At 57.0% G+C, this 13,289-nt stretch carries 9 protein-coding genes; 5 read left to right on the top strand and 4 right to left on the bottom strand.

Translation table 11 applies throughout. The features are described 5' to 3' along the window. Positions 1–42: 42 nt before the first annotated feature. Positions 43–2,010: an alpha/beta hydrolase family protein gene (locus Absy_RS10140; RefSeq protein ID WP_048854637.1), complete on the bottom strand. Its 1,968-nt coding sequence runs from the start codon at positions 2,008–2,010 to the stop codon at positions 43–45. Positions 2,011–2,273: 263 nt separating this feature from the next. On the opposite strand from Absy_RS10140, the gene Absy_RS10135 reads away from it, so the two are divergent. Together Absy_RS10135 and Absy_RS10130 are read left to right on the top strand one after the other, a co-directional pair. Beyond that, on the top strand, positions 2,274–2,858 hold the full coding sequence (locus Absy_RS10135; protein WP_084597130.1) for a DedA family protein: 585 nt from the start codon (positions 2,274–2,276) through the stop codon (positions 2,856–2,858). Then, positions 2,855–3,805 (top strand): SDR family oxidoreductase, encoded by a 951-nt coding sequence (locus Absy_RS10130; RefSeq protein ID WP_084597102.1) that lies wholly within the window; start codon positions 2,855–2,857, stop codon positions 3,803–3,805. Before Absy_RS10135 ends, Absy_RS10130 begins: the two co-directional genes overlap by 4 nt. A gap of 13 nt (positions 3,806–3,818) precedes the next feature. Here the strand turns inward: Absy_RS10130 and Absy_RS10125 are convergent, their stop codons facing one another. Then, positions 3,819–6,170 carry a helicase-related protein gene (locus Absy_RS10125; RefSeq protein ID WP_048854635.1) on the bottom strand — a complete coding sequence of 784 codons (2,352 nt, stop codon included), beginning with the start codon at positions 6,168–6,170 and terminating at the stop codon, positions 3,819–3,821. 360 nt (positions 6,171–6,530) lie between these two features. On the opposite strand from Absy_RS10125, the gene Absy_RS10120 reads away from it, so the two are divergent. From Absy_RS10120 to Absy_RS10110, 3 genes are read left to right on the top strand one after another with little or no spacing between them, the layout of a single operon-like run. Beyond that, entirely contained in the window at positions 6,531–7,427 is an 897-nt protein-coding gene (locus Absy_RS10120; RefSeq protein ID WP_048854633.1) for a ferredoxin--NADP reductase, read from the top strand. A gap of 59 nt (positions 7,428–7,486) precedes the next feature. Next, positions 7,487–8,884 (top strand): glutathione-disulfide reductase, encoded by a 1,398-nt coding sequence (gene gorA / locus Absy_RS10115; RefSeq protein ID WP_048854632.1) that lies wholly within the window; start codon positions 7,487–7,489, stop codon positions 8,882–8,884. An 11-nt stretch (positions 8,885–8,895) separates the two neighbouring features. Beyond that, positions 8,896–10,251: a dihydroorotase gene (locus tag Absy_RS10110; RefSeq protein ID WP_048854631.1), complete on the top strand. Its 1,356-nt coding sequence runs from the start codon at positions 8,896–8,898 to the stop codon at positions 10,249–10,251. A gap of 188 nt (positions 10,252–10,439) precedes the next feature. Here the strand turns inward: Absy_RS10110 and Absy_RS10105 are convergent, their stop codons facing one another. Together Absy_RS10105 and bcsA are read right to left on the bottom strand one after the other, a co-directional pair. Continuing rightward, positions 10,440–11,039 (bottom strand): HD-GYP domain-containing protein, encoded by a 600-nt coding sequence (locus Absy_RS10105; protein WP_158319850.1) that lies wholly within the window; start codon positions 11,037–11,039, stop codon positions 10,440–10,442. A gap of 132 nt (positions 11,040–11,171) precedes the next feature. After that, positions 11,172–13,268 (bottom strand): UDP-forming cellulose synthase catalytic subunit, encoded by a 2,097-nt coding sequence (bcsA, locus tag Absy_RS10100; protein WP_052945745.1) that lies wholly within the window; start codon positions 13,266–13,268, stop codon positions 11,172–11,174. Positions 13,269–13,289 lie beyond the last annotated feature (21 nt).

Below are 13,289 nucleotides of genomic sequence, written 5' to 3'. Positions count from 1 at the left end.
GCCCCATGTTTTTTCGACTCGGTCTCTTACTCTTCCGCGCTCTTACGCAGGGGGAGCAGGTTCAAAACCAAAAACCCGGCCATAAAACGCCAGTTCCAGTTCCAGCGCCTGCCGAATCGTCTCCTCCTTACGGAACCCATGTCCCTCACCGGGGAATTCACGCAATGTGCAGGGCGTACCCGCGGCTTGCAGCGCCGCCATCATGGCATGGGCCTGCGAAGGAGGCACGACCTTGTCCTCCAACCCCTGTAGCAGCAGCACAGGAGCGCGAATCCGGCTGGCAACGGAAATGGGCGAACGCGCCACATAAACATCTTCTGCATCGGGCCATGGGCCAACCAGTCCATCCAGGTACCGGGCTTCGAACTTATGTGTTTCCTGCGCCAGTGCCCGCAGATCGGTTACACCATACAGGCTGACCCCGGCAGCAAACAGGTCGGAGGCAGCCGCAAGTGCCAGCAGCACGGTCATACCGCCAGCGCTTGAACCTCGAATGGCAATACGATTCGGGTCCACTCGACCTGTGGCAACCATATGGCGGCAGGCCGCCACACAATCTGCCACATCCACCACACCCCACTGGCCTTGCAACCGATTCCGCCACGACCGACCAAACCCGGTTGAGCCGCCATAATTCACATCCAGAACCGCAAAACCACGCGATGTCCACCACTGCACCTTAAAGGAAAAACCATCTTGCGCCCGGGCCGTTGGCCCTCCGTGCACCAGCACAATCATGGGCGGTTTTTCATCTGGCGGTACACAAGCCTGCTCATTGGCTGGAGGGTAAAAAAACGCGTGGCCTAATGTGCCATCGCCACCATCCACCTTAAATCGCACCGATTCGGGGCAGGATATGTCAGCCGCAGCCAGCGCCAGCGTGGCCGAACGGCGTAACACCCGTTGCACACCTTGCGCCGCATCCCCCACCACAACCGCAGGCAAGGCATTTACTGGTGCTTCCACCCATGCAAACCGACCATCCTCCAAAGCAATGGGGCATTGATCGGGGCTGCCAGCAAAAGGATGGATCTGGCCGGAAGCACTGCGCACAAAGCACTGGCTCTCCCCATTCCGCACGGTCAGGGCAATACACCCGCCATTGGCCAAGGGCTGGTAACTGCTTTGCCCGAACACCCATGCGGGCTGGCCGGTTTCTCCCTCCGGCAAGGGGTATTGTGCCAGAGGTGCGTCTGGTTGAAGCGCCTGCACCTCCCACACTTGCCAATGCCCTTCCCGATCAGAAATTACCAGCAAGTGTCCCTCTGCCGTCCACCGAGGTTCCACCAGCGATTCGCCACCACAGGCACCAGCCAGAACCCTGACAGATTCGAGCGCGCATATGTTGCCTTGCGGATCACGCACAACCCGCCCCATACACAGGCGCGTTGAATCCCACGGCATATTCGGGTGGTCCCACTCAATCCATGCCAACCACGCTCCATCAGGCGAGCAGGCAGGAGACATATAAAAATCTGCACCACTTTGCAGCACCAGCCCGTCCAGGCCGCCCTGATGACCCAATGCAACAAGCGCACCCTGTGGCTCGCCCTGTGGTCTATGGTCTTCACGTATAGCCAGCACTGTGCAGCTCACCGGATCAAACCGTAAATCCGCAAAGCGAACACCCTCAGCCCCAGCCAGTAGAACGGGGTCTGCTGCCCCTTCTACCAACTGCCAAACCAGAGCAGTCCGCCTGTCGGCGTACACAATGCCATGATGAGCGACCGCGTAGGCACCTCCACCATATTCATGCACACGCGTACCAACATCCGCGTCTTCCGGCAGGGCTTCGGCCACCTCATCCGTTCCGCTGGTCCAGCGCATAAGCACTGTACGCCCCCCCTCCGCCGGACGCCGCTCCAACCAGAACACGCTCTGGCCTGTCGTGCGTACCTCCTGCAAGGTCAGACTTTTACCCGCCACCAGCGCAGCGGTTACGGGGGACGGCCAACTTCCACAACGCATGGGTTGGGGTACTTGAGCGCAAGGCATATTCTGTTCCATCATGCTCCGAGTTTATCATGCAAAAAGCCCTGAACGGAAAGGCATGTGCCGCTTCCCATTCCATGCTAGGCAGGGCAGCCTGAATTCTGTTGTTTGCCCTGTGGGCTTGACATGGCGGGCGCGACTCTGCTCCTCCCCACTCCTGCTGCTGTTGTCTCTGAATTGGATTGTCTGTCCTGTTACACGCTCTGGAATCCGTCTTTTCGCTTGATTATCTGACAAGCCTGTTCACCCGTTACGGTTACGGCGTGGTGGGCGTTGTGGTTATGCTGGAAAGCATGGGGCTGCCCCTCCCTGCGGAAAGTCTGCTTATTACGGGCGCAATCTTCTGTGCGACCACCCACAAGCTCCAGATCGAAGGCATTATTATTGCCGGTGTTACTGGTGCGATCATGGGGGACAATCTGGGCTACCTGATTGGGCACCGGCTGGGCTTGGGCATTTTACGCAAACATGGCCCACGTTTTGGCCTAACCCCCGAACGCCTGCTGCTGGGCCGCTATGTTTTTCTCAAGCACGGTGGTCCAGTTATTTTCTTTGGTCGTTTTGTAGCAATCCTGCGGATGTTCGTTGCCATACTGGCAGGCGCGAACCGTATGCCCTGGCATACGTTCCTGTTCTATAACGCGCTTGGTGGCATGTTCTGGGCAGGGGGCTACACCTTATGTGCTTACCTGCTGGGGAGCGAAATTGCCAAACTGTCCGGCTGGCTGGCAGTCGGCTTTGGCGCTGCCACACTGGTGGTGATCGGTGTTCTGTTTGTGTTCATCAAGCACAACGAAAAACGTCTGACGGAGGAAGCCATGAAAGCAGCAGAACAGGATGAACAGCTCAAAGCTCCCCTACCATGATGGGGCGCACCCCGTGGCGGGTTAAAAACACCCAGCCCGCGCTAAATGGCCGCGTCGCTCTGGTTACTGGAGCAAACAGCGGATTGGGGTTTGAGACCGCTTTGGGGCTTGCCTACCGCGGAGCCAGATTGATCCTGCCCGTGCGCAACCCTGAAAAAGGGCAGAATGCCCTTGCCCGCCTGCAAGCCGCCTGCCCACAGGTGGATGCTACACTCCTCCCGCTTAATCTGGCTTCTCTCCGCTCTATCGCAACATGCGCCAATGCCGTGGCGGCTTTAACCGATCGGCTGGATATCCAGATCAATAATGCCGGGATTATGGCCCCAACCCGGCGCATGGAAACGGAAGATGGATTCGAGCTACAGTTTGGTGTGAACCACTTGGGTCACTTTGCCCTGAGCGCACACCTGCGTCCTTTACTGGAAGCCGCGAACGGGGGGGGCGTGCTTGTTACCGTAGCCAGTCTGGCTGCTGGCAAAAATACAATCCACTTTAACGACCTGCAGTCCCGCCACCGCTATAGCCCGTTTGGAGCTTACCAGCAGAGCAAACTGGCCAATCTTCTGTTTGCACAGGAACTGGCCCGCAGGGCGGGGGAACAGGGGTGGAACATTCATTCCCGCGCGGCACACCCCGGGTGGGCGGCTACCTCCATTGTTGCCAATGGTCAGGCATCGACACTCCCCAAGCCTCTGGGGTTGATTGAACAAACACTTGGCGGCGCAGTACTCCGGCTTATGGGCCAGTCTGCTGCAGGTGGTGCCGAGCCTCTGCTATATGCCGCCCTATCCCCCCAGGCACGGGATGGGGATTATTACGGCCCGCAGGGGCGAGGGGAACGCCGAGGCCCTCCCGGCCCAGCCCTTGTGCCACCCACGGCCCGCAAAAGCAGCCTTGCTGCACGCCTTTGGGATGCTTCAGAACGGTTGACCGGCACCGCCTGGTAACACCCTCCGTTTTTTACCCGTGCGTGCTACGGCGCGCACGGCTCTGCTGGCGCAGAACGCGCTCAATCCAGTCATTCAGCTTGCGAGTTGTCTCCTCCGCCTCTTCCCGGTCTGGATAAATGGTGGGGAAGCGTAGCGCCAGCCACCGCCAGGCGACCAGCCGCTTATGCCGCTTTTCCGCCCGTTCCAGTTCTTCCCGCCCTGCGCGCTCAGCCGCAGGCAATGGGCCGGTTCCTGGAGGCAGAACCCGGCGACCGGCGGCATGGTCCGCAGCCCACCCAACAAGACGCCTGATCCCGTTATCCCGGTCATCCACGGGGCACATGGCGTAGGACCAGCGAGTCGTGAGATCCAGCCCTTCCACCCCTTCCAGAGCGGAAGCAATCGCAAAGGCCTGTTCCATATCGGAAAGGCGGTAATTTGGATCGTCCTTACGCAAAACAGCCCTATGGATACGCGACAGCACGCCATACAGGCTTTGCGACCCTATTTCTGAAGCAACAGCCTTAACAATATCCGCATCCGGCTGCACATATGGGCGCAGGTCATCGGGCATTTCCGGGTCTGCATTTAACTGACGACGGACAAAACTTGGGCTGCCTGCGCCAGCCAGCACCGCAACCACCCCGGTCTCGTGCTTGCCAAAACGCCCGGCGCGACCGCCAATCTGTTTGACCTCCTGCACGGTCAGGTCACGCGTCTGGCGGCCATCATATTTTTTGAGTGCGGCAAACACGACCCGCTTGATGGACAGGTTAAGCCCCATACCAATGGCATCGGTCGCCACCAGAATGTCAGCCTGTCCATTGTTAAAGCGCTGCGCCTCGGCCCGCCGCACTTCGGGGCTGAGTGCTCCGTACACCACGGCCACGCGCTTGCCGTGCTGCATAAGGGCCGCACGCAAGTCCAGCACCTCCCTGCGCGAGAATGCAATAAGTGCATCCCCCGCCCCCAGATCGGCCAGACGGACGGGCTGGCTGGCAGCTTTAAGGGGGCTTTTACGCTCGAGCGAAATTTCGTCCAGCGGGTCTCCACACAGTTCGGCTATTCGGCGCACCATGGGGATACAATCAGGCGCTCCGAGCACATACAGGTGCCGTGCCGGTGCCCCCATGATCGCCGCTGTCCATGCCGCCCCCCGATCCGTATCGAACAGCATCTGTGCTTCATCAATCACGGCCACATCGACCGGACTGTAGAACGGACACATTTCTACCGTTGCGGCCAGGTGCCTGCTCCCCGGCACTTCAATCCGTTCTTCCCCTGTGGAGAGAGAGGCTTCGACTCCACGCGCAGCCAGTGCCTCGCGGAATTCATGCGCCAGCAGACGCAACGGAGCGAGAGCCAAACCACTTTCTGCCTGAGCCAACGCATTCAGCGCCGTATAGGACTTGCCGCTGTTGGTTGGCCCTGTCACCAACGTAATCTGGCGGTTAAGGGCGCGGGCGGTCCTAAAGTGGGCCGCATATTTATCCAGCGCGGCCACACGGGCAATAACGGCGTTGGCAACCTTACGCCCCATATCCGGCGCATGTTTACCTTTGCCCGGCCCCACCGCAGGGCCACGTTCATCCCGCCTCCATTCGGACAGGTTGCCACGCAGGGCAATCAGAGCGGCCGGGTCAAACTCCCACCGTTCCCGTCCACCCGACTCCTGCACCTTGCGAGCTACGGGAAGCCGATTCTCCGCAATCCAGCGCAGTGCCTCGCGGTGCGAGCAATGCAGCAGCCGAGGTACCTCATTAAACGGTACAAGGCTGCTCTCCCACGCCTTAAGGTGTGCTTCCTCCTGCTCACGCCGGCTCTGTGCGGCTTTTTCAATCCGGCTGGCAGTATTCTGGCGCTGGGCCTCTTCCCGGCGGGCCGTCTCCAGAAACGGGTCACCTTCTGGCAGGTTGAAGGCTATGGCCACGGCCATCAGCAGCAGGTCGGTCTGGGCGGGGGAAGGCACACGGCCAATATCCACCAGATCCGCCTGAATGGCGGCAAAAGCGGCCTGTGGCGATGCCCCATACCCACGCAAGCGGGCCAGGCTGACCGGTGCCAGTGCATGTTCTAACGCCTGATCATCCGCCGCAGGGTCGGTAATGCCTGTGACCGCCTCTTCTATTTCCTCTCGCGTAATCCAGATTCGGCCGCTCCGCCGTGTACGATCCAAAAGGCGGGAAATCCATTTTTTGCGGCGCACCTGGCACAATACCGCACGATAGACCTCATCCGGTACGGCCCGTGCTCCGGGCTCCAGCGCACGGGCAATACGGCGCAGAACCTCGGTTTCTTCCTTGAGTTCTGGCAGCAGACCCGTATGGGCTATGGCGTGGGCAAGCGCTTCACGCGCGGGGGAGGCAGGGGTATCTGACGTCATACCCTACTCTTGCGTCATCCCGCGCCCCGGAACAATGGGCCTTGCCCCAGACTTCATGGAAAAATCAAACATTCACCCCAAACATCATGGCCTGAGGCGCAATTACGCTTGATATGGCCGCCACCTTGTGCCCATTGTGCCCGCCACTGGCGGTTTGTGGCTTCCAAGCGAGGCTGTTCCTGCCCTGCTGTGTGAAGCGGGAACACGTCTTGTGACGAATTTGCACTGGCGTCCCACGCGCCTGCCCCTTAAAAACGCCGCCAAAGCACCAGGGTTGCCTTTTGCCCATGAAGCACTGCCCCCTTTGGGCAAAAGCGCGCCATCTATCTGATCTGCTATAAGCGGAGTACAAAGCGGTCCATGTCTGAAACCATTCTTGATAACGACGTTCTTCCCCGGATGTCTGCCTCTGAAGTGCCGAGCAGCCTGCTGCCGGTAGAAGGGCAGGACGGTGTGTGGCATCTTGCTCCCCCCACCAAGGAGTATGGCCACCTTTACCCGGCCAAGGTGCTGACCGTGCACCACTGGACCGACCGCCTGTTCAGCTTTACCACCACACGTGACCCTGGACTGCGGTTTGAAAACGGCCAGTTCGCCATGATCGGGATTGAGGTGGACGGCAAGCCACTGCTGCGGGCTTACTCCATTGCCTCCCCCAATTATGCGGACGAGATGGAATTCCTTTCCATTGCCGTGCCCGATGGCCCGCTGACCTCCCGCCTGCGCCACGTTAAGGTGGGGGATACGGTTCTGATCGGTCGCAAACCCACCGGCACACTGCTGCTGGACAACCTGCGCCCTGGCCGTAACCTGTACTTCCTGTCCACCGGCACGGGTCTTGCACCCTTTATGAGCCTGATCAAGGACCCGGAGTGCTACGAGCGTTACGACCACGTTATTCTTAGCCACACCGTGCGCATTTCCGGCGAACTGGCCTATGCCAACCACATTCGCCACGAACTGCCCAAGCACGAGTTCCTTGGTGAAGATATTTCCGGCAAGCTGCTCTACTACCCGGCCGTAACGCGGGAAGACTTTGCCGTCACCGACCGTATTACCAAGCTGATCGAAAGCGGCAAGATCTTTACGGATCTGAACATCCCCGCCATCGACCCCGAGCACGACCGCGTTATGATCTGCGGTTCGCCCGAAATGCTGGCAGACACGGAAGCCCTGCTCCAGGCCCGTGGCTTTGACGAAGGCAACATGTCCACCCCCGGTGCTTACGTGGTGGAAAAAGCCTTTGCCGAACGGTAAGGGTAGTCCCACCTTACTTACAGAAGACCCCCAGCCATAGCACCCAAGGAGCCTGCCCCATGACGTATGACTTTGATCTTCTTGTCATTGGAGCAGGCTCCGGTGGTGTACGGTGCGCCCGCATTGCCGCCGGACATGGCGCGCGTGTAGGCGTAGTGGAAAGCCGCCACTGGGGTGGTACATGCGTCAACCTTGGGTGTGTACCCAAAAAGCTGATGGTCATGGCCAGCGATTATGCGGACATGGTGGAAGACAGCCACAACTTTGGCTGGTCCACCTCACCCGGCACACATGACTGGGCCACCCTGATTGCCGCCAAGGACCGCGAAATTACGCGCCTGAACGGCATTTATGTGACCATGCTGGAAAAAGCAGGCATTACCCTGCTGACCGGCCATGCCCAGTTTGTGGATGGGCATACGCTCCGCATTACGCCCTCCCCCCTTGCTCCTAGCGAGCAACCCCGGACCGTAACCGCCGAGCGTATTGTTATTGCTACCGGCTCTACCCCCACCAAACTGGATATTCCGGGGGCCGAACTGGCCATTACCTCGGATCAGGCATTTGGCCTGCCCAAGCGCCCTGAACGGGTTGTTATGATTGGTAGCGGTTACATTGGAATTGAATTTGCCGGTATTTTTGCGGGCCTTGGCTCCAGGGTGGACCTTGTGTACCGCCGCGACCTGCCCTTACGCGGGTTTGATGAGGACATGCGCACCGCACTGGCCGATGCCATAGAGGCCCGGGGCATTACCCAGCATCGCCACGCCAACCCCGTCAGCATTACCCAAAACGGCCCTGAACTGGTGTTAACACTGGATAACGGGCAGGCCATCACCGCTGATTGTGTTTTTATGGCAACGGGCCGTCGCCCCAAAATTGATGCACTGGGGCTTGCCAATACATCCATCACAACAGCCGAAAACGGGCGCATTCAGGTCAATGCCGAGAGCGAGACAACACACCGGGGTATATATGCCATTGGGGACGTAACTGACCGCATCAACCTGACCCCGGTCGCCATTGCGGAAGGGCATAATCTGGCCGACCGCCTGTATGGCAAGGCGCCACCGCGCCAGTGGTGCTATGCAACCACACCCAAAGCAGTCTTTTTCTCCCCTCCGGTTGCCACCGTTGGCCTGACGGAGGATGAAGCCGCACAGAATGGCGCGGTTGATATTTACCTGACCCGCTTTACCCCCATGCGCTACACACTGGCCGGGCGCGTACGCAAAACAGTTATGAAGCTGGTTGTAGAGCAGCAGAGCCAGAAAGTTGTGGGCGTACATATTCTGGGAGATGAGGCACCGGAAATGCTTCAGGCGGTCGCCATTGCCATAACAGCAGAACTGACAAAAGCCGACTTTGATCGCACAATTGGTATTCACCCCACCTCGGCTGAAGAACTGGTGACCATGCGCACTCGCACGCGTGAAACCCCGGAAGCCAGCAAGTAAGGACAAAGCTCATGGCCCTCGCAGCACAGAATACCTCCCTCAAGGCCCATGATCTGGCGCTCAAAAATGGTTCCGTCGTTCTGCCGGATGGCACGGTGGAAACAACGGTTTACGTGCGTAATGGCCAGATTAGCGCGATTGGCGGCACGGCAGATGCCGCAAAGGTCATTGACTGCACCGGGCTGACCATTCTACCCGGTGTCATTGATACACAGGTCCATTTTCGGGAACCTGGTGCGGTTGAAAACGAAGACCTTGAAACAGGTAGCCGGTCCGCTGTTCTGGGTGGGGTGACTGGTGTTTTTGAAATGCCAAACACCAAACCCACCACATCCACGCCCGAAGCTGTAGCCGACAAGCTGGCACGCGCCAAAGACCGCATGTGGTGTGACCACGCATTCTATGTTGGTGCAACATCCGACAATGCTGACCAGTGCGGAGAGCTGGAAAAACTGCCCGGTACAGCCGGGATTAAAGTCTTTATGGGGTCCTCTACCGGTAACCTTCTGGTTTCCGAAGATGATATGCTCGAGCGCGTTCTGCGCTCCGGCCAACGCCGGGTTGCCATTCACGCGGAAGATGAAGCACGGCTGATCGAACGGATGGGAGAGCGCGTAGAAGGAGACCCCGCCTCCCACCCTATATGGCGCGATGATGAGACCGCCCTGCGCGCCACCACCCGCGTACTGCGGCTGGCCCGCAAGACTGGCCGTCGCGTCCATATCCTGCACATTACCACCCCCGCCGAGCTGGAACTTATTGCACAGCACAGGGATGTTGCCTCCTGCGAGCTTACTCCTCAGCATCTGACCCTAGCAGCAGAGGAAGCCTACCCACGGCTGGGTACTTTTGCCCAGATGAACCCCCCCATCCGCTCCGCTGCACACCGGGACGGGCTATGGCACTGGGTCACACAGGGGCTGCCAGACCTTATTGGGTCCGATCATGCTCCGCATAGTCTGACCAACAAGAACAAGCCTTACCCAGCCTCCCCTTCCGGGATGCCGGGTGTGCAAACACTTCTCCCCCTTATGCTCAACCACGTTGCCCACCATCGCCTGACCCTGCGCCGGCTGGTGGACCTGACATCCGCAGGCCCCCAGCGCCTGTTCGGACTGGTCCGCAAAGGGCGGATTGCCGTTGGTTATGATGCAGACTTTACCATTGTGGACCTGAAGGCCCGCTGGACCATTGAGCAGGACTGGCTGGCATCCCGCTGCGGGTGGTCTCCTTTTGTGGGGGAAACACTGACCGGCAAGCCCATTGGCACCATTATTCGCGGGCAGCAGGTTATGTGGGAAGCAACTCTGGCAGACAAAGCTACAGGTCAGCCCTTCCGCTTTGACGCAACAGACCGACCAGCCTGAGAACAGGTACAAACAGGGCAAGAATCACACGTGCTGAATGTGATTCTGTGCCCTGAATACAAAGTTACCGGACTACTCGGAGGCAGGCACGTTTCCGCAGGAGCAACATGCCTGCTCCTACTCCCACCCACCAATGCTCATAACAGGTTCATCCGGATGCTCCCTTAATCTGTAGGAGCAATGGCACACTACTGGGTCTTGGAAGTTACCCGTTTGGCCAAGATGTCATCCAGATGCTGGAGGCACACTTCCGCCAGTTCAGGGTCAAAATGTGACCCCTTTCCATCTTCCAATTCATGCCGGATAAAATCCACATCGCACGCACCCCGGTATTCCCGATGAGAGGCGAGTGCATCGATCACATCTGCAAGCGTTATAACCCTGACCGCCAAGGGAATCTGCTTGTCCTTTAATCCCAGTGGATAACCCGCACCATCCCAGCGTTCATGGTGCATCAACATGGCGTCCAGAACTTCTATGGGAAAGTTTTTTTTGCGCCAGAGCAGAATGCCTAATCCCAAGGAAGGATGCTGGCGTACTATTGCCCTTTCTTCGGGCGTGAGCGCACGCGGAGCTTCCAGAATTTCGTTCGGAATCAGCAGTTTTCCGGTATCATGCATTTTGCCAGCAAGACGCAGCTTTTTCCTGTCAAGGCTATGAAGCCCTGCCAGCTTGGCAATCTCACACGCAATCTTGCCAACCCGGTATCCATGCCCGTTCTGAATAGATGCAGCCTGTTTGATTAAGAGTTTCTCTGATTCTGAAAACAGTTTTTTAGCCTCACACAACAATATTCAAATGGTTAATGCATAAATTGTCCGTTTGCAACGCCGACCATACTGCACGGTGCGGTCAAAAATATGTCTCAACAAATCGTTATGCGAACGCAGCTAGGCTACCGCACCCGGCACCAAACACAGCTAGCCTATCGGGCGGCGACGCAGAACCACAATCAGCATAAAATTGATAATGCCGCGGGCCAGCAGGTTCAGACTATGTAACGGCTTATCTTTTGAATAATCGCTCCAATGAGACCAGGCATCGCTGCGACCAAAGATCATTTCAACAATGCTTGTCTCATCTTGAATAGTACGGTTCCGCCATTCCAGCCGGACAAATGTACCCTGCTGGTTAATAATCTGGGCCGGTACATTCATGGTAATTTTATCATGCGGGTTACTATATTCCACATTCACCACTTCCAGATCAGCGGGCAGCGGTGCGGACATTCTTAAAGATGCCCCTCCTTTTGAAAGGTCGACCGTTGTTGCTGCATAACACTTCTTGCGCAATGGATCGGTCACACTCACCGCCAGCTGGGCCGGAATACGCGGTGCGCGGCGGTTCTGCTTACGCTCATACCCCACAGTAATTGCCGCCAGCACAATAAGAAGATTGGCCAGAACCCACAAAAGATTCATGGCATACGTCTGGAACAACACGGGATTGGCACGGTACATCACCATACCCACCACCCCGACTATAGCTGCCACCACCAGAATACAGCACATGATAACATTAGGGCGGACCATCCGCGTATCAAGAAAATTCCTTGTTATAAGCCCCCCTTTTGCCGTGACATTAAACTTGCCACGAGAAGGAGCAAAAAATGCCACCAGCACAACTGGAGCCAGAAAGATGGCTATTGAGGTTTCGTAAACATAATTCCAGATCGAATAACGCCAACGCCCCTGTATGCGCGACTGGGTCATAAGTGACTGGAGCAAATGTGGAATGGCGTAAATCATCACCGCTTCGGGCGTAGCGTAAATAATATTCTGGCCCAGACACAAAAAAGCGAGCGGTGCGATAAGAAAAATAAGCCGCGGAATGGGAAAGAAAAAATGCAGCATGGCAGACAGGTAGCACAGGCGCTGCCCAAGGCTGAGCCCACGCCCAAGCAAAGGATTATCCAAACGAAAGATCTGCACCATTCCTCTGGCCCAGCGAATGCGCTGACCAACATGCAAAGCTAGGCTTTCGGTTGCCAGACCTCCTGCCAATGTTTCTCGCAAATAAGCAGACTCCCAGCCCTTACGCTGCATTTTCAGGGATGTATGGGCATCCTCTGTTACGGTCTCTACAGCAAAACCATGAATACTTTCTAAAGCTTTGCGACGCAGAATGGCTCCAGACCCACAAAAAAGGGTCGCATTCCAAAAGTCATTGCCCGGCTGGACCAGCCCGTAGAACAGATTACTTTCTGGCGGAATATGGCCATAGGTATCCAGATTTCTCTGGAACGGGTCCAGCGAATAAAAATGCTGTGGGGTCTGCACCAGAGAAATACGTGGGTTAAGCACCATCCACCCAATGGTCCGCACCAGAAAGCTTTTGACTGGAATATGATCACAGTCAAAAACAGCCACCAGTTCACCCTGTGTCTGCTCCAGAGCGTGATTCAGGTTACCGGCTTTGGCATGGGCGTTATTCGGCCGGGTAATGTAGTTAACCCCAACATCTTGCGCAAAAGCCTGAAACACTGGCCGCCGACCATCATCCAGCAGATAGACGTGCAGTTTATCCTTCGGCCAGTCCATGGTCATGGCTGCCAGAACGGTATTCCGCACCACATCAAGGTCTTCGTTATAAGTGGGAATAAAAACATCCACATGCGGCCAAAGGGTTTGATCCTCTGGCAAAGAACATTCCTTGCGGTTAAGCGGCCATGAAAGCTGCATATACCCAAGAAAAAGAATGATCCACGAATAAGTTTCCGCAAAAAGCAGCGTAAGCATTAACGTGCTTTGCAACCACCCTTCAAACGCCAGCGTATGCAACAGCCGCCAGAAAATATAACGCAGGGAAATAAAGATCGATAAACCGATCATGAGCAGGCTGGGCAGGTAACCACTTTTTTTGCGCACAAAAAGAGCAAACAGCAGAACCGATACGCTTAGAAAAATCTGTGCTCTGGACGAAATAACCGCCTGACTTGCCACAAGGACAAGCAATGTCCCAATAATAATCAGAACATAAGGTAAGACCCTAGACGTTCGTTCCGTGTGAGATGTCATTAAATATGGCTACCTGATCTG

It is taken from the genome of Acetobacter syzygii (genome assembly GCF_000964225.1).
Lineage (GTDB): Bacteria > Pseudomonadota > Alphaproteobacteria > Acetobacterales > Acetobacteraceae > Acetobacter > Acetobacter syzygii.
Note: the sequence above shows the minus strand (reverse complement) of the source record. Positions and strands in the feature narration are given on the sequence as shown.

Bases quoted from the DNA above. Each gene is read 5' to 3' on its own strand.
- Absy_RS10140 (WP_048854637.1), bottom strand. From the start codon at position 2,010: ATGATGGAACAGAATATGCCTTGCGCTCAAGTACCCCAACCCATGCGT.
- Absy_RS10135 (WP_084597130.1), top strand. From the start codon at position 2,274: ATGCTGGAAAGCATGGGGCTGCCCCTCCCTGCGGAAAGTCTGCTTATT.
- Absy_RS10130 (WP_084597102.1), top strand. From the start codon at position 2,855: ATGATGGGGCGCACCCCGTGGCGGGTTAAAAACACCCAGCCCGCGCTA.
- Absy_RS10125 (WP_048854635.1), bottom strand. From the start codon at position 6,170: ATGACGTCAGATACCCCTGCCTCCCCCGCGCGTGAAGCGCTTGCCCAC.
- Absy_RS10120 (WP_048854633.1), top strand. From the start codon at position 6,531: ATGTCTGAAACCATTCTTGATAACGACGTTCTTCCCCGGATGTCTGCC.
- gorA (WP_048854632.1), top strand. From the start codon at position 7,487: ATGACGTATGACTTTGATCTTCTTGTCATTGGAGCAGGCTCCGGTGGT.
- Absy_RS10110 (WP_048854631.1), top strand. From the start codon at position 8,896: ATGGCCCTCGCAGCACAGAATACCTCCCTCAAGGCCCATGATCTGGCG.
- bcsA (WP_052945745.1), bottom strand. From the start codon at position 13,268: ATGACATCTCACACGGAACGAACGTCTAGGGTCTTACCTTATGTTCTG.